Below are 18,678 nucleotides of genomic sequence, written 5' to 3' on the forward strand. Positions count from 1 at the left end.
GTGAGTCAATTGAAGCTTTGCGAGAGCATAGCTTCTTTTTTTTATAGGCTGACGTCTAGTTATCTCCCAGAATGTGGTACGATTATTGAAAAGATCGTATGGCGAGGTGCTCGTTTATGAGGGTATTGTTTTGCTCCGATGTGTTTAATGATCGTCAGGTTGATGCAGGGTACGAGGCTGAATACGAAAAAGCCAAGGAGCTGGGAATTAAGACTGAGCTCCTTTCTTTGGAGCAGTTGCTTGACGGTAACGGTATGAAATCCATCAAGCGTATTCAGGCTGCAGACGAGCCGGAAACCGTGATTTATAGAGGATGGATGATGAAGCCTGAGAGCTATGGAGCTCTGTACTACGCTTTGAAGCAAAAGAATCTCCTACTTATTAACTCCCCGCAAGAATACATTAACGGTCATTACTTTCCGAGATCATATGAAGTCATAAAAGATGCAACGCCTTTTAACTGTTGGTGGGTGGACATCGATTCTCTAGAAGCTGGTTATGACGGCGTTCACGAGATACTGCGAATCTTTGGCAAGAAACCGATGATTATTAAAGATTATGTGAAATCACGGAAGCATCAATGGGAAGAGGCATGTTTTGTGCCGGACGCCTCCGACAGGCAGCAAGTGGAATATGTACTAAGAAACTTTATTGACCGTCAAGGCACGGAGCTTAGCGGAGGCATTGTGTTCCGCGAGTTTATCGAGCTGGAGCAATTGTCGAGGCATCCTCTCAGCGGTATGCCGTTATCGAATGAATATCGGTTGTTTTTGTTAAAGCATGAACTGCTTGCAACTGTAGAATATTGGGATGAAGCGAGCTATCAAGAGGAAAAGCCAAATCTTGAGCCATTTATTGCAATAAGCAAGGGGATTGCCAGTGAATTTTTTACGATGGATATTGCCAGTACCGCAGGCGGTGAGTGGGTTATTATTGAAATTGGGGATGGGCAGGTATCGGGGTTGCCTGACCAGATTGATTTGGAGCAATTTTATAGAAGTTTGAAAGAGCGGATGGGAGACTAAATGGACTCTAATGTTTATAGGGACGACGTGTTGTGGGGAATATTAACATTGCCGGGCATTACAATGTGGAACGTCAGGAAAAATTCCCATATCAAAAGTAATTAATCTAAGTATACATTTAATACTTAATCTTCCAGATCAACAATATCAATAATATCTCTAAGATCGCTAATGTTCAGAGCATCGGCGATCTTTTCTATATGTGAAAAATTGATATTTTCACGTTTTTGATTACATAATTCACTTAAAGCGGCATGCCGGATGTCGGTAATACGTGATAATTCACGTAAGGATATACCTCTATTCTTAGCTAAGCTTTTTATATTTATAACTACTTTTTTCGACATAAATACTCCTTATTGATTCATATTGACTTACGCGTAAGCGTAACATACAATGATGATTATGTTGGTACGTATATGCGTACCGATTCAAAGACATTAGGGAGGTTATATGATGTACCATGTCAATTTTTTATCTGGAGGTATTGCAAGCTGGGCTGCTGGAATGAGGGTTGCAGAAAAATATGGTACAAACAATTTAGTGCATTTGTTTACAGATACTAAAAAACTAAATGATAATCACCCCCATAGGGGGGAAGATGAAGATTTGTATCGTTTTTTAAAAGAAAGCCAAACATTAATTGGAGGAGAATTAGAATGGATATCTTCAGGTAAACATGTTTGGCAAGTTTTTGATGAAACAAGGTATATGGGAAATTCTCGCGTAGATCCCTGTAGTCGGATATTGAAAAGGGAAGAAGCTAAAGCATGGGTGACAAATCGTTATAGAAGTGATGAAGTTGTCCTATATATGGGCCTTGATTGGACTGAAATTCATCGTATAGATAAATGCACAAAATATTGGTACCCATATAAAGTAGTCTTTCCATTAACGGATGAGCCTTATTTATCGAAAGAGGATATGATTAAATGGGTAGAAAGTTATGGGGTAGCATCTCCGAGATTATATTCAATGGGTTTTCAACATAATAACTGTGGGGGATTTTGTGTAAAAGCAGGTATGGGTCATTTTCATAATTTACTTAAGCAAATGCCCGATAGGTATATGTATCATGAAATTAAACAAGAAGAATTATTTTTAGTCCTTAATAAACGAGTTCCATTTTTAAGAAAGTACATTAATAGTAAGCTAAAGTATTTAAGTCTGAAGGAATTTAGAGAAATTGTGGAAGGCGAAGAAAAGACAGCGATTGAATTAGTGGACTATGATGACATAGGAGGTTGTGGTTGTTTTAATGATTTTTAGAACATCTAGATTAGGAACATACATTCGTGTAAATTGGTATTCATTTATTATCTTTTCGTGTATAATTACTCCTGGAGACTATTCTCCAGGAGTAATATTTATATATTACGAAAGGAAGTGACACATATATGGCATATGCAAGACATCAAAGTTTTTATTTGCGTGATAAATGGTTTAGTAAAGGGCTAAGATCAGTAGAACACGATAAAAGATTTTTCTTTAATGAGTTTGCATTTGAACAAATTGGATTAGGTAAAAATATGGTTGAAGCTCTAAAATATTGGCTCTTAGCATTTAATGTTATTGAGGAACGAAGTGAAGAGGGACAAAAAGCACATTATTTAACTGAATTAGGCGAACTCTTATATGGGAATGATAAGTTACTTCAGAAAAATGAAACTTTGGCTATTCTTCACTATAATTTAGTTCAAAACGCTAATGACCAATCAACCGTGTTCCAATGGTATTTCAATATTTATAAAGAGACTTCTGTGAGTAAACCGGATTTATTGAAATCCTTCGTTACATGGGTAGGTCAAAATGAATCGAAAGAGATTTCCGAAAAATCACTAAAACGTGATATTGATTGTTTAATACAATTTTACACAAAAAAACCAGATGAAAATGACCCGGAAGATGTTATTTTTTGTCCTTTTTCAAAACTCAACTTGCTTAAGAGCGAACATTCAGGTGAAGGCTATGATACAGTGAAAAAATTATCATCTGAGGTAAGTAGCCTAGGTACTGCAACTCTATATTATGTTTTGCTTAATCATTGTGTTTTACATGAAATAGATCTATTAAGCGTAGATGAAATAATAAATGGGGATCTACTATGGGGTAAAACTTTTAATTTTTCTAGAAATAAAACTATAGAAGCGTTGAATATACTTTCTAATCACGAAAAATATCCAATTGAGTACGTAAGAACAAACAACTTGGATTATGTAAAGGTGCCACATATTTCACCTATGGAATTTTTGAAGACCGAGCTTTTGAAAGGATGACTGAATAGGAATGGCATTCAAGACAAGCATAAATATTAAATTTGATATCGGCAATAACGAATTTATTAATAGATATATACCAACTCCTTCTCATGCTGAAGCTATGAAAGGAATCTTAGAGGGATTTACCGAGGAAAATGCAAATAGATCACATATTATTGTAGGTCCTTACGGTACTGGTAAGTCACTTTTAGCTAATGTTATTGGTAGTGTCGTTTCAAAAATGGTCGGCCAAAGTGAAATAAATGTATTAACAAAAAAAATTGATCAAGTCGATGACTATATTGCTGAAAAAATTAATATTGCAAGTAATTTAAGTGAAGTTTACCTGCCAATATTACTTAGTGGCAATGAAGGTAGGTTTCGCCAGTCAATATTATCTAATGTAATAAAGAAGTTAAAAGATCATGATGTTGATGTGATTTTACCTGGTTTATCAAATAAGATTATTGAGTCCATAAATGTTTGGAAATCTGAATTTCAAGAGACTTATGTATCTTTTGTCAATAAATTAGAACTTGATGGAAAAGATATTATTTTGTGGATAGAAGAAATTAAAAAGCAAAACCAATTAGAGATTAAATATTTTTCAAATATTTATCCGCTGCTGACTTCAGGAGCTTCTTTTGATATTGATTATGACCATAGCTTCATGTCACAAATGGAATTTCTAGTGGGTCTATTAGAAGAAAGAAATTTAGGGATATTTATTATATATGATGAATTTGCTCGCTTCCTACAAGGTTTAAGTATTTCTAATTTTAATGAAGCAATGCAAGATATTCAAGACCTTGCTGAGCTTTCAAATAGATCGAAGTCCATACATTTTTTGTTAATTACTCATAAGAGTTTACGACAGTATTTTAATACTTCCATCGAAGAAGCATCAACCGAATTTCAGCGTATTGAAAAGAGATTTAGACAATACTTAGTAAAAAGTGATCAGGCAACATTTTTGAGAATTGCTGAGATTATAGTATCTGAAAATATTACAAAAAAACCGGAAATTTCATTAGAAGAATTTTCACATATACAAGGAGTAATGAGGAAATTTCCGCTCTTTCCAAGTATTAACCAAACCGAACGTGATGAAATAGTGATTCGAGGGATGTATCCACTCCACCCAGTATCTTTATTTTTGCTGCCACATTTAACTCGGGTTTTTGGCCAGAATGAAAGGACCTTATTTACATTTTTAGAGAGCCAAGAAACGGGAGGGTTGTTTAATCACATTTCGAAATCGAATAATTATTACTTAACTCATCAATTATTTGATTTCTTTTTTCCAGATACTACAGATTACGGTAGTGATGAAATTGCAGAACATATTCTATTATATAAAAAAGCCATAGCCCGCATGCCGGAAGAAATAAAAAACAAACAGGTAGCTTTAAATTTGATAAAAGTAATTGCGTTGTGGAATCTTTGTGCAGTACAAAATGAGCAAAAGTTGACAACTGAATTTTTATTGTTTGCAACACAAATTAATAAAAACGAGTTAACAGAACTATTTTCTTTGTTGAGCTTAAACAAATTAATTAGATTTAATAGAGTGAATGAATTTTGGGAGTTATTCGCGGGTAATTCAATCGATTTACAAGAAAAATTAGATCAAGAGAAACAATCAACCAATAGTAGTATTACTGAAAAATTTGAAGTTTTATATAAAAATCTTTCTAAGAAGTTTTACTTTCCCGAAGAGTACAACGACGAAAAAGGCATGACAAGGTTTGCTACTATTAAGTTTATTTATGAAACAGATGTAATGGCTGAAGATTTAGGACAAGATAAGAAGTTTTCTGATCTCTCTATTTATTATGTATTACCTAGAGATTATACGAATCCAAAAGTTTTAGAATCTAAACTAACTGAGTTAAGTAAAGAAAGATCTAATATATTTTATCTACATCCGCATTCGATTGAAACAATAACTAATGAAATTAATAACTATTTAGCATTAGATTCACTAAGGAAAAATAAATTACTTCTTGCTGAAGATAAAGGTATTAAAGAAGAACTTGAAATTATGATTAATGAGACTAAATATACATTATCTTCGTACCTTTCTGAGATTTCTAATTTCTCTGATGGTAATCGATGGTATTCGGATGGACAAAAAGTAAATATAAGTACAGAGTTAGAGTTAACGAAAATACTTACAGAAAAGTGTTATGAACTCTACAACAAAACACCGATTGTTTTAAACGATTCTTTTAATAGGGGGTCAATTTCAGGTGCGCAAAGGAATGCGGCAATTCAACTTATCGATCAGATAATAGCAGAACCTACAAACAATCAATTTGGCATTATGGGAAATGGTCCAGAGTATGCATTGTATGCTGCAATATTTAAAAACAATAATGGATTTGATATAAACGTTAACAACCAAGATTATACGAATATACAAACTGAATCTTTTTCACTTCTTAGATTGCATTTAATCGACAAGTTGGAGAATGATACAACAGGCAATTTTCAAGACATTATTAATATATTTATTGATCCACCATTTGGTATTCGAAAACCACTGATTCCTATTCTCTTAGTAGCACTTTTAAGAGATAGATGGAATGAATTTATGTTGTATAGAAATGATATGTTTGTACCAGGAATCAATGGTACAAAATTGATTGATATTATTGTTGAGGTTGGATCAGAAAATTATCAGTATGTGTATGAGAAAATTGATCAAAATCATATTAATTTTTATAAAAAAATTGAAGTAGAGTTTAAAGATTATCTGGAGGACCGATTAAATAATCAATCTAGATTAATATATATATGTGGTACGTTATTGAAGTGGTTAAGATCATTGCCTAGAATTACACAAGCCTCGGATAATGTAGAGGAAGAGTTTAGGTGGATAAGAGAGTGCATCAGACGATCAGAAATAGATCCGCAGCAAAGTATAATTCAAATATATGAACGCTATTATAACAATATTGAAGGGTTATTATTAATTAAACAGTATGCTGAAGAATATCTCTCAAAAGTTAAGAGTGATATAAGTAATAAAGTGTTGTCGATTCTAGACATGGGAAATCAAGAAGAATTAAAGAATTGGGCTATTGAACAGCATGAAAAATTTCAATATGATAATAAGTTAATAGATAAGTTGAATTCATCAATAGTAAAGAATGAGTCACAAGATGGGATAAATCAATTCATTGAAAGTTACATTGGCGTTCGAGTAGATGATTGGTCTGATACAACATACGATTTGTTTATTAATCAATTAAACTATGATTATGAACAAATTAATAAATCTGTAGATGAAGAAGTTATGCAAACCAATGATAATGTTGTTACAATTCAATTGAATAACAGTAAGAAAAGGATTAATATTGTTGATTTATCTGTCAAATCAACAACTGTATATGCAAATTTAGAACGAATGATAAATGCTGCTGGAAAAAATGTGCCGCGGCAAGAACTTGAATGCCTTATTTATAAATTATTTGAAAACTACGTTGTTAAACTGGAGTGATACAATGAGTATTAGTAAGAGAAAAACTGTTCATGTGGCTATGTTTAGTGGTGGAGCTGGAAGTGCATATGTTGCTCATCATATGGTACAAACTTACGGGAAAGAGAATTGTATTCTTTTCTTTACAAATACACTATGGGAAGATGAAGACAATTACAGATTTATGGAAGAGGTATCGAAATACATTGGTGTGGAGATCACTGAGAGATTAGATGGCAGAACACCTGAGGAAGTTTTTTATGACGAGCGATTTCTTGGTAATGCTAGATTAGCTAAATGCTCTGAAGAATTAAAAGTAAGACAAACAATTGTTTTTCTTGAAGACGAATTAAGAAATCAAAAGAATCTAGAACCTATCTTATATTTTGGAATTGGACCTCATGAAGAACATCGAGCAATAAACTTAAAAGAATTTTACGCTCATTTTACCCTCGAACCGGTTGAGACCCGGTTTCCACTTATAGATCTGTTTAGAGATGATTTGGATGCAAAGGGGATTATTAGGGATGAATGGGGTATTGAGCTACCAAGGATGTATAATATCGTAGAACAATTGGCCTCAAACGGGGATAATGCAAATGCAAAAACAGTATTACGAAATGGTATAAAGGGATTTTCACATGCTAACTGCGCTGGAAGATGTGTTCGAGGTGGTTTTCAGCACTATGCTACATTGTATGCCATATGGCCTGAGAGATATCAAGAACAAGAAGAAATGGAAGAGAGATTTCGGGCAACTCTTGTAAAGGATGTCTCTATTCTTAAAAAGAACGGTGGATCATATACAATGAGGAAATTCCGTGAGGTTATGGAAAAAGAAGGTTTTGAGAAATATTTATTTAAAGAAGATGCAGATATTCCTTGTGTTTGTTCATTTTCTTAAAACTAGCATACGAGTAGCTTGTTAAAGCCAGTATTCATCAAAACGGACTCGCAGAAATTAGAAAATAATTAATAATTAAAAAAGTGGCTCGTTCCTCTGAACTGAATGTGATCCATAAGAAGGACACTTTGAAAATAGTGCCTTCTATCGGGTAACAGTTCACTAATGAGAGGATGGGCTTCTTTGCTCTTATTAGCTTAACGTCAACTTTAAAAAGAATGTGGTGAGATAGGACTAAACTCGAATATGAGTTTGACACTAATATTTTTGTATAGAATACCGCGTTATCTTTTCATTTCTGCGTTAGAGTGACTTGCTGTATTATACCGTATCTGAAATTCGACTAGAAGTTTTGTACTAACAGAATGAAACTGAAGTCGACAATACCTTGAACTGTCTTAAGTAGATGGTTATTTAAGGTGAATTAAATAGTTCTACATGGAAGGGTACAGTTACACCTTTCTTCCAATAAAAAACAAGAGGGTGTCCCAAAAGCCTTAAGCTTTAGGGCACCCTCTAATGTTTTAAAATCTGTAAAAAACAAAGAAACCAACCTTTGGTAAAGTGGAGGTACCACCCCACCATCTTCGAAAGGAAGGTTTCTATGTACATTCAATATACCATGGACCAACTTACCCTCCCAATGGATTTGTCAGAAGATATCACGAAAATCACCTCGTTCGTGTCGTGAACGCTGCCTCGAACCGTCTGAGCGATCGCATCTTTGCCGACGCTTATCCCGGCGGCGGCCGAGACAGCTATCACCCGAAAATGTTAACGAAGGTCATCGTTTATGCCTACACCCAACTAGAGGTCGGGTTGCTTTCGCTTGCCCATAATCTACTTAAGCAAGCAGCCATTGACCAGAATAGAAAAATAGCGTTACATGAATAGTCCCCTGTAACGCTATTTTTTCACGTTTTCCAACATTTCTGTTCAAAGCGAGCTATCTCTCCAGCGAGCTTATTACTTTTGGGACAGCCCCTTGTTTTTAGGGTTTGTATTTGTTTTGCGTGGCTCCCTTTTGAGGGGTTTTTACTTTTAAAAAAATATATTCAAGTCTTTAATAGGTGCTAATTTAACTGGTTGATGTGTTATCCATTTATTATATATATTAAGAATATGCTCTTGTTCCTTTAACGAAAGTAGATTGAACTTATCGGGAGAGAAAACAAAATTTTCAGCGTTAATGATTATTAAGTTGGAGATTATATTTTTTTGTTTGTCGATACTTGAATTCAAAATTTGTTTCATTACTTCCAAGTACATATATTTATCTTTATTAAAATAACTCATTAGAACATACGTTTTTCCGTTTTTGGGAAATACATTAAGAAAGAAAGGTGAAATATATTTGTTCGCATTAACAGTGTCATTAATAACCTTACCATTGATGTCTCCTAACAAGAAAAAGGTTGTCGAGGCTGCAAGCGAATATTCCTCTTCAAAAATTATTGTTTCTGTTTTAATTTTGTGGAATTTTTTATGTACAAGGTTCTTATAAAAGATAACTTTATGTTCTTCTAATTTTGCCAAAGTATTAATTAAAGCTATCTCTATTGAATTTGTAAACATTGTATCTGATTCTTGTCCTAGAAACGTTTTCATTCTTAGATTTAGATTTTTTGCACTTTTTTTGATTATGTATGCTCGTGCAAACGATCTATATGCAAATAAGAATTCTTGTTCTCTATCACCGGGAGCGTAGTCATATAGCTCAATTGGTCTAAAGATTAAGCTGTCGTGGTTACTGCAGAAGCCACTAAAAGTAGTTGCTTTACCTCTACCTATTCTCCTTAAGTTTAAGGGGTATTCTATCTTTCCAAAATCAAAATACATCACATCTCCATTATTGGATAATTTATTTAGTATTTTATTGTTTTGGATTGAGTGGGCTTTAATAACTTTATCAGGACAATCAATAGCTAGACATTGTTTATGTGTAGTCTCTTTTCTGTGTTTATTATAATTAGAAAGAAATGAACCGATATTATTCAATGGGCAGTCTCCGTTACTTTTTATTTTATTATATATTATATAGAAAAAAATGTATCGCGAATAATCAAGGAGCTAATTAGTGGGTATATACACGGCGTTGGAAAAGAAGGGAATGGAAGTGATTTGTCGAAATATGTATGGTTAACTAAGATACTTAATTTTTAAAAGGGGTAGTACAAAATGACTATTGTTGAATCAAACTGGATTAGTTTTCTTCGCCAATATGGTCCAATCCCGCGTAATGATAATATGTACGATGAGTCTATACATAGGGTTATGAAACGCAAGAATATAGAACCTATAATAATTGAGTCTGTATACTTGAATGAATTAATTGAAAACTTTAAATCTAATAATCCTAAGTCTGTGATTTTAACAGGTACTGCCGGAGACGGGAAGACTTTTAACTGCAGAGAGGTTTGGCTGGCCCTTAATGGTCTAAAACAGGTATGGCAAAATGATGATAAGGTAAAAGAGCTAGTATTGCCTAGTCTAAAAAAAATGTATGTAGTTAAAGATTTAAGTGAGCTTAAGGACGAAGAACGTGGAATACTTCACGAATTTGTGAATTCGGTGATGAACCCTGATGATAGCAATGTGTTTCTAATTGCAGCAAACGATGGTCAACTAATAGATGCCTGGAAACATATAGAACCTGATGAAAATATAGAATCAGTTAAACTTTGTGTAGAAGACTTACTTGTTAATGAAATTAGGGAAAAAAACGGATATAATTTAAGGCTTTATAATCTGAGTCGGATTAGCGCAGCAAGACTATTTCCTCAGATCGTGGACGCTGTATTGCAACATTCTGGATGGAATGATTGTAATAACTGTTCGTTTAGGGAAAATGAACAAATTGATATAAGATGTCCTATTTGGGAAAACCGAAAGAGACTCGAAGGAGACTCAGACCAACAGCTTATTCGCTCACGAGTTACGGATTTGTTGGAGTTATGTGAGCTAAGCGGGGTACATCTACCTATAAGGCAGTTACTGCTTCTTACCTCAAACATGTTATTAGGGCACCCGGAGGCAAAAGACAGACTTATGACATGCTCTGATGCTTTAAAGATTGTAGATGAGAATAGAACTTCAGATGCTAGTATTTATCGCAATATTTTAGGGGAGAATCTGACGGAAAGACGACGAGAGTCTACAGACGTGTTTTCCGCATTAGGGAGATTCGGAATTGGTTATGAGACAAGTAATACGATTGATAACATTTTAATATTTGGAGAAGATGATCCAGATCTTAATGTATATTACGGAGAGCTCGTTCTAAATGATACATATTACGGGGCAGACCAATCATTTCGAGCAAATCAAAAGGATTATTTAGAGGGAGTAATGACTGACAGTGGCGATTCCTTTTTAGTTTCACTGCGGTCGCAAAGGCAGAGACTTTTTTTTGTGATTCCTCGAGAGAAGGAGGAAGAACTTAAACTCTGGCAGCTTACAACATTTCAGTATGCCGGCGAATTTTTATCCGAAGTATACAAGGTAGCACAATACAGTAGAGTTGCATCTAATATTACGGCACGAATTGCTCAAGGTTTAAATCGTATATTTACGGGGCTACTTGCAAAAAATAACGATGAATTAATATTAGCTACTTCCGGAAGTCACTCGCAGGCCAAAGTGAGTAGAATATATGAAGAAAGTATCTCTGTTCCCAAAAAACGTGGAGAAAGTATGCAGCTTAAAATAAATGATAGAGGTAAACTTGTGATCGAGGTAAAACTCGCATCTTCAGTTGATGCTGTTGAATTACCTTTACAGCTAGTAAGATATGAATTCCTTTCTCGCGTTGCAGAAGGAGCATTACCAGGTAGTTTTTCTAGAGAGTGTTATGAGGATATCTTAGGCTTTAAAAGCAGACTTCTTAAACAGTTAGAACTTCGTCGCAGAATAGATGAAGAAGATGTAGAGAATGATTTGTCATTCAGAATTATTCGTTTAAATCAAGATGGTATTATTAATGATAGAATCGTGGAGGTAACCTACAATGCATGAAAAACTTCCGCGTCCTACTAAAATTGATGCAGATATGTGGGTGGATGAAGCAATCTGGGGGCACCGTTTATATGATGAGCAAACCCCATGGCTTTGTTTTATGGAGTTTTTAAATGTTCTTCAATCTGAATATGAGGTCGGCAGAGGATTTATTGAATTAGAAGCTAATAAATTAGCTTATTCACCAAAGTCTAGATTGTATTTGCGTAATATACTATTCAATAACCCGCAGCTATCCATGATAGCTACTAGATATAAGCATGATGATAAAGAAGCATGGTCACAATGGTTTGAAGTTATGAATAAGGGACAAGCAGGTATTGTTAATGCTGACTTTAGTTACCTTGAAAAGCGATTCTCAAAGTTTGAAGATTTTGCAGCTGTAGTTAACTTTCTAAGAGAGACCACCATTGAAGGTGAAAACAATAAAAGATGGAGTTCACAATTTATATTTCCGTACGGTCCTGATTGTTTGTATGAGGATTTAAATGTTAAAGAAGGCAGCTCCACCAATGACCGAAGATTCTTTGGTAGGACTGGGGAACTATTATACCTAATGTTATCTCGAAGCGGAAAGGGAGATCAAATACTTTCGTTACTTAACAAAAGTGTGTTAAATAAAGCGAATAAATACAATCGTCTAGTTGCAGCATTGGAACCAAAAGATATTTTAACTTCATCAGTTGTTAGATCTGGAGCATACTTACCATACTTGGAATTACCAGATTACCAAATAATTGCTGACGATTGGTTAGGCTTGTTACATAGTAACATACCAAATTATGATGCAATTCCTCATCTTGTTAACATCACTGGATTACACTTCATTATATATAGTTTGAATCGTGCTAGAGCTGTACTAGGGGATCAAGAAAAGCTTACATTTATATTAGAAATTGTTTCACCAAAGAAAACTGTGATACGGGATTTATCTTCCGACTCATTTATAGAACATAATAATTTGTCTCGTCGATCAATCGAAGCATATATAAGAGAAATTGTAAAATCAGATTCATGGGAGCAAGTAACAGATGTCTCTGAAGCAATTACACTACTGAAGAAAGAATACTCTTGGCCTAAAGATAATAAAGAAAATGAAGTTGAGTCTGCTAATTCACCAGATGAATTGTTAAATAAATTTGTTACTGCTGCTGTTAATAGACATAAGCAACATGTTGATAAGTTCCATGGCGTTTGGGGTAAAGAAATCGGACTATCTTCTAGAAGAGGAGCCAGAAGGTTAAGATATGCTCCTCAAGATATGTTGATTAAATCCTTAGTTCTTTGTGTTGTGCCTAAGAGAATGGAGTTTCAGGACTTTTTGGAAAAATTGTATGATAAGTATGGTTTTATAATTGGTGATAAGCAGGCGCAAAAAATAACGGATTCTGGTAGAGCTGATATGGAAGCATTCTCGGAAAATGCAAAGCGACTCGAACAACGTCTAGCAAGCATGGGATTATTACGAAGATTATCTGATGCATGTGCGTATGTAGAAAATCCCTTTGGAATTCTGGAGGCTGAACTAAAATGAATCAACTAGAGCTTATAGGACAAGTAGCAACTGAATATCTCCGCCGACAATTACAGACTAGCTACTCAGAAGAGGGGGTGGCACGTTTTCTATTAGATCGCCTTACAGGCGATCAAGTTTCATTGATTTGTAAAACGATTAGTCAGGATCCATTATTATCATTATCAATAACGATCAAAGTTCCTCGAAAGCTAGTTGAAGGTAGTGGACTGCCTGATGAAATGGTTACAGATGAGAAAACGACTTATTGGAGAAACGCTACGTGTGATAAACCGGCTATTCTTTTAGCGAATACGAACGATGATCAAGGTCAATCTTTAAGGGATATTGCAAAAGTTGGAGCAAGCGATTTAAAGAGTCAGCCAGAAATTTGGGTTCAAGTCGCTGGCAAGGACTTACCACTAACGGATGATCAAAAAAAGTATTGGCATCAATCCTTAAAGGGGTTACAAGAAGCAAGTGAGTGCAGCCTAGAGGAGTTTAGTCAGTTTGTTGTTATGGTACGTGAAATAATTTATGAGAATAGTGTTTCTGTAGTAAGGGCACTGGGATGGGCATTGCCAGCACTTCGCATACCGCGTGATTCTTATTATTTTGATTCAATTCCAGATAATGCATTAGGACATGCAAGTCGTTGGAAAAAAATGTTCTTGGATGCATATAGCAAAAGGTCTTGCTATTTATATAAGCAGCATCCCAACAGACAATTAATAGAGAATAGCGATATTCAGACATCTTATGAAAAAGTAAGAAGCCAAATTGATCCATCTGTTCAACCCATTATGGAGTTGTTCATAGACTCAAATGTCAACTGGTCTACCGCAGCAGAGAATTTGTCCGAATTAGAATGGGAAGCGGATAAAGTAAACCTCTTATTTTTCGAATTAAAACCAATAAAAATCAACTTGGCTGAGCGAACTCGTCAATTATACGAGGATGAATTTCCAAATACGCTAACAGAAGACGAAGTAACTTATTTAAGCAATTTAGATGAGTTTTTAAAAAAAAGAAAAGCAAAAGAAGCTACAGAAGAAGACAAGGAATTTTATGATAAACATAGGCAAAACTTAGAATTAGATAAGTCTTTAAAGGCTGAGTGGGATCGCTATGTTTATGGAAAAGCAATTGAGTGTACTGATTTTTTAGTAGGATTGCTTGAAGCAACTGAAAGACTATTTGCGCAATGCGCCAGCATTACCGGATTGAAATCAATGAAGATACGTACCCAAAAAACTAACAGTAAAAAATCATGGCTGGACCTAAATGAGGATGTTGCTTTATACTTCTGCTCTGCATATAAAGGGCTGGAGAAATTAACTGATTGGCAAGTCAAATGGGAAACCCATTATTTATTTAAATATGATCAGCTTGCTACAGAACGGAAACAAAAAGAAAATAAGAAGAATACTTCTAGCGCTAAATCTGCTATTCAAATTGTGTTTTACATTGAGCTAACTTATCATGACTTGCAGGGAACAACACAAAAAAATGATGTTAAACTCATTTGGCAAGGTGACCCATCAGGAATTGGACTTGAACTTCATGATGATTTAAAAAGACTATCTGAACATCCTTTTTCCTATTCAACTGTTTCCCAAAATCCCGTTAGTAAGAAAGGGAAACTTCAAGGTGTTTCTTTGAGTGATGTTGGCACTTTGCAAGCAGTGTTTGGTCAAGATAGAGGCTCATTAGTTGGTGTTTATGCTAAAACTATTGATCTTCAAAAAGTTTTTATTAGTAATCTTAAAAAGTCATTGGAAGAGGGGCGTCTTTCTCAACGAAACTATGACTCCGTTAAAGAATCATGGACTCAATTTTCTGAAAGATATAAATTGGCTATTAAAGACTGGTTGCAAGAAGGAATTAATGCGGAATCAATAATCGAGCAATGTGACCTATATGATAAATTCCTTCGTACTATACATGAGCATGCTCTAGGGGATATGAATCGAATTAACATCCTTCAGCCTGTTATGAGCATTGGAAATGTAAAGGTAGTTGGAGATAAAAATAAGCCAATGACCATTATATCTCCTTGGCATCCTATGCGCATGGTAGCAAAGTCTGTTAAGGCGCGACAAGTTATAGGTTTAGTTAACTATGTGTTAACCACCGAACAAGTAGACTTTGGTGACCAACGTTTGTTCTTCATGGATTTGAAAGAGGAGATATTAAATTCATACTATCCGGAAGTATCAATAGGGTATAAAGGGCAAGAACCTGTGTTACTTACTGTCACAGATACCCGAAACGACTATACATTAATGGAGTCACCGATTCGTAATAATAACGACATGCAGACAAATGAAGATCCTAAACAAGCAAGTGATAAGTTATTAAAGCTTGTTGAACGTTATTTAGAGCTTCAACCGCATGAAAAAACTAATTTAAGTTTAGTCTTGTACAACTGTGATTCAACTAGATTGCCAGAGACCATTGTAAGTTCACTTGCAACTATGCATGAGACTGAAGAGGAAGTTCGCTGTCAGGTTATTTTGCGACATCGCGATACTAATAAGTTAAATGAATTGTATATGAAGATGGTTGAAGGTACGGATAATGAAGCCGATTCTTTCGTAGTAAGTGAAGTAAGTCGTGATTTTATGGCGAGACTTCGTGTGGGAGTTATGGCACATGAGGCATCTGTATCCGATCCGAAAGATGGGAAACTTGCTGATATTGTGTTCCTTCAAGATGTTATTTCAAGAGAAGCAAGTCTTGAATGGGACCGGGTTGAGATTAGGGAAATGCCTAATCTTCTTGACCATTATCCGCCAAGGTGGACAAAGAGACGCTCAACAGCTAAGGATGAGTTGAAATCAACAGTATATCTCGCGTGTCCAAGCCAACCATCCGTTGGGTGGTCGTACCTTACAACAGTTTATTCTGTAGTAAAAGGAAAAGATGTTAGTGCAGGTTCGTTTTTTTTACCGGCTAGGCAAATATCGTTTCAAAATGAAAAAGTGAAGGCGATATTTGATGAAGCTCATAAACTTGGGGAATGGGTAGTCAATTATGATGAACTATTAGAACGCAGACAATTAAAGAATTTAGGCGTGAAAGTAATTAAATACCAACATAATAAATCACATGGATCCAATATAGTTGTTTCTTCCAAATCAGAGTTGAATTTGCTTTACGTACTAGTGAAAAGACGTTTAAATGCATTGAATTTAGGCTTAAGTGATGTTGAGTTGGTTCAATTAACGGAGCGTTTTATCGAAGAAGCAAATACAATCTCTGGAGACATTGTTCTACGTGCGGCTAAACGTGGAATATTTGCTGGTGAGTTAATTGGGGTTGTACTAAGTAAAGCGATACTCCAGTCTGAAATGGAACCAGAGCAGTCTATTAGCTGGTTTCTTCTGGATGACTATGCTTCTTGGCTTGGTCAAAAAGAAGAACAGATTGCTGATATTTTAGCTCTAAGTCCAAAGATGGTTGAAAATAAACCGCATCTTCAGGTTTTTGTTTCTGAAGCAAAGTACGTTGATGCAAAAGGTGCATCTGAAGCGAAAAAAAATTCATCAAAACAGCTACGTGATACTGTGTCGAGAATGGACAATGCCATATTTGGAAATCCAGGTAGACTCGATAGGGATCTGTGGCTCTCAAGATTAAGTGACATGCTAAATGATGGAATCGAGTTACCACCAGGCTCACCATTCTCAGTTGAAGCATTACGAGAAGGTATTCGTAATGGATCTATCCCAATAGAAATTAAAGGTTATTCTCATGTATTTTTGTCTACTTTACCGGATACTACCTTGGAAAGTGGAAGATTCCCAATCGCCAATGCGAAGAAGTGCTATCAAGAGATGTTTACTAGAGATTTATTAAGAGATTTAGTTTTGGCTTATCATAAAAGAGATTCCATCATCTCGATTCGCCAAAAATTAGATGACAGTAAGCCATGGGAAATGTATGATTCAAGGTTACCGGCTCCGAGAGTTAATTTTATAGCAGCAAGTAATAACGGTGCTTTCTCTAATAGTATTGATGATATGACTAATTCTTTACAATTTGAAGTGAATAAGAATTCTTCTCTTTCTTCGGCAAAAGAAGAGAGAATTAAATCCATGGATGCAATAACTACAGATGAAGGGCATGGATTAGGTAAATCTGATAATACGTTGGCAGATGTAAATAATAATGAAGAAAACAAGATTTTAGTTTCCTGGGCTAATGCTTCATTGTCCAGTTGGATAGAGCAAAACGCTCAGTCTATAGAGGAGAATATTGAAGATCAAACATGGGTGAGTGAGACTGTTAATAAATTACGAATGGCATTAATTAGTTATAACCTGCAAGCTAAAGTAGTTGAACATCGTTTAACACCTAATGCAATTGTTATTAGACTAAAGGGTTCAGACCAATTAAAAGTGGATGATATTGAGAAAAGAAGATCTATTCTTTTAACAACACATGCTCTTAATGTTATCAATATCATGGCACAACCTGGAGAGATAATCGTCTCATTGGCTCGTCCACATAGGCAGGGTATCTCATTGGCAGATGTTTGGAAAGCGAGAAAAGTACAAAACCATGCCTCTGGTTTAAATATGAGTTTCGTTATAGGTGTTAAAGAGATCGATGGTGAAATACTTTATTTGAATTTGGGCGGTGAGTTTGAAGGCGGAGCGCAACATGCGCCACATACACTCATAGCAGGAGCTACAGGTAGTGGTAAATCAGTTCTTTTACAGAATCTAATATTGGATATCTGTGTAACAAACAGTAAGCAATTGGCGCATATTTATTTAATAGATCCAAAATATGGTGTGGATTACATGCATCTTGCTGATCTGCCACACCTAGTCGAAGGAATCATCGATGATCAGAACAAAGCTACACAGGTATTAGAAGAACTCGTAGTTGAGATGAATAATAGGTATCAGAAATTTAAAGAGGTAAAAGTAAATAATCTGATGGATTTTAATGCAAATGCTACTGATGAAGATAAATTACCTTTAATTTTCTTGATTCATGATGAGTTCGCTGAATGGATGCTCGTTGATGAATATAAGAGTGCTGTTTCTTCTATAGTACAAAGGTTAGGGGTGAAGGCAAGAGCCGCGGGGATACATTTGATTTTTGCTGCGCAGCGGCCCGATGCAAATGTTTTGCCTGTCCAACTTAGAGATAATTTAGGTAATCGTTTAATTCTGAGAGTAGAAAGTGTAGGAACTTCTGAGATATCTCTTGGGGAGAAAGGCGCAGAAAAGCTACTTGGGAAAGGGCATTTAGCAGCAAGGCTCCAGGGTGAACCTAACTTGATATTTGCTCAGGTTCCTTTTCTTTCTAATAATCAATTGTTATATTTGAGTACTGTTTTATTCAATAGTAATTAATATGGTAGGGCAACGTCTCATCTTCGATTAAAAGCAGGTTATGAATTTGTAATTATTTCCTTGGGAATGTTTTTCATGATATAATTTTTCATATTACAAACTAAAATG

General features: G+C 35.1%; 10 protein-coding genes and 1 pseudogene. 9 read left to right on the forward strand and 2 right to left on the reverse strand.

The window, feature by feature from the left end; all coding sequences use genetic code 11:
- Positions 1 to 116 precede the first annotated feature (116 nt).
- The gene (locus MRBLPE1_RS26585) at positions 117 to 1,025 is read left to right on the forward strand and encodes an ATP-grasp domain-containing protein (RefSeq protein ID WP_364151399.1); all 909 of its coding nucleotides are present in this window, start codon (positions 117 to 119) and stop codon (positions 1,023 to 1,025) included.
- 125 nt (positions 1,026 to 1,150) lie between these two features.
- On the opposite strand, the gene MRBLPE1_RS26590 is transcribed toward MRBLPE1_RS26585, so the two are convergent.
- Positions 1,151 to 1,372 carry a helix-turn-helix domain-containing protein gene (locus tag MRBLPE1_RS26590; protein ID WP_364151402.1) on the reverse strand — a complete coding sequence of 74 codons (222 nt, stop codon included), beginning with the start codon at positions 1,370 to 1,372 and terminating at the stop codon, positions 1,151 to 1,153.
- Positions 1,373 to 1,481: 109 nt separating this feature from the next.
- On the opposite strand from MRBLPE1_RS26590, the gene MRBLPE1_RS26595 reads away from it, so the two are divergent.
- From MRBLPE1_RS26595 to MRBLPE1_RS33260, 5 genes and pseudogenes are all read left to right on the forward strand, one after another.
- Entirely contained in the window at positions 1,482 to 2,294 is an 813-nt protein-coding gene (locus tag MRBLPE1_RS26595; protein ID WP_364151405.1) for a hypothetical protein, read from the forward strand.
- A gap of 128 nt (positions 2,295 to 2,422) precedes the next feature.
- Complete coding sequence (locus tag MRBLPE1_RS26600; RefSeq protein WP_364151408.1) at positions 2,423 to 3,301, forward strand: DUF4007 family protein; 879 nt, start codon at positions 2,423 to 2,425, stop codon at positions 3,299 to 3,301.
- A gap of 10 nt (positions 3,302 to 3,311) precedes the next feature.
- Positions 3,312 to 6,788, forward strand: coding sequence for a hypothetical protein (locus MRBLPE1_RS26605; protein ID WP_364151410.1), 3,477 nt, complete (start codon positions 3,312 to 3,314; stop codon positions 6,786 to 6,788).
- A 4-nt stretch (positions 6,789 to 6,792) separates the two neighbouring features.
- The gene (locus MRBLPE1_RS26610) at positions 6,793 to 7,671 is read left to right on the forward strand and encodes a hypothetical protein (protein ID WP_364151412.1); all 879 of its coding nucleotides are present in this window, start codon (positions 6,793 to 6,795) and stop codon (positions 7,669 to 7,671) included.
- Positions 7,672 to 8,275: 604 nt separating this feature from the next.
- Positions 8,276 to 8,478: pseudogene (locus MRBLPE1_RS33260) on the forward strand (IS1182 family transposase); the annotation flags it as partial.
- 234 nt (positions 8,479 to 8,712) lie between these two features.
- On the opposite strand, the gene MRBLPE1_RS26615 reads toward MRBLPE1_RS33260, so the two are convergent.
- Positions 8,713 to 9,669, reverse strand: a complete 957-nt coding sequence (locus tag MRBLPE1_RS26615; protein ID WP_364151415.1) for a hypothetical protein — start codon at positions 9,667 to 9,669, stop codon at positions 8,713 to 8,715.
- 180 nt (positions 9,670 to 9,849) lie between these two features.
- Between MRBLPE1_RS26615 and MRBLPE1_RS26620 the strand changes: the two genes are divergently transcribed.
- Genes MRBLPE1_RS26620 through MRBLPE1_RS26630 form a run of 3 tightly spaced genes read left to right on the forward strand, consistent with a single transcriptional unit; the run spans position 9,850 to position 18,570 of the window.
- Entirely contained in the window at positions 9,850 to 11,685 is a 1,836-nt protein-coding gene (locus MRBLPE1_RS26620; RefSeq protein ID WP_364151418.1) for a hypothetical protein, read from the forward strand.
- Positions 11,678 to 13,219 carry a hypothetical protein gene (locus MRBLPE1_RS26625; protein ID WP_364151421.1) on the forward strand — a complete coding sequence of 514 codons (1,542 nt, stop codon included), beginning with the start codon at positions 11,678 to 11,680 and terminating at the stop codon, positions 13,217 to 13,219. Before MRBLPE1_RS26620 ends, MRBLPE1_RS26625 begins: the two co-directional genes overlap by 8 nt.
- Positions 13,216 to 18,570 (forward strand): FtsK/SpoIIIE domain-containing protein, encoded by a 5,355-nt coding sequence (locus tag MRBLPE1_RS26630; RefSeq protein ID WP_364151424.1) that lies wholly within the window; start codon positions 13,216 to 13,218, stop codon positions 18,568 to 18,570. The genes MRBLPE1_RS26625 and MRBLPE1_RS26630 overlap by 4 nt, the downstream gene beginning before the upstream one ends.
- Positions 18,571 to 18,678 lie beyond the last annotated feature (108 nt).

The sequence above is a fragment of the Paenibacillus sp. LPE1-1-1.1 genome (assembly GCF_040676435.1).
Classification (GTDB): Bacteria; Bacillota; Bacilli; order Paenibacillales; family Paenibacillaceae; genus Pristimantibacillus.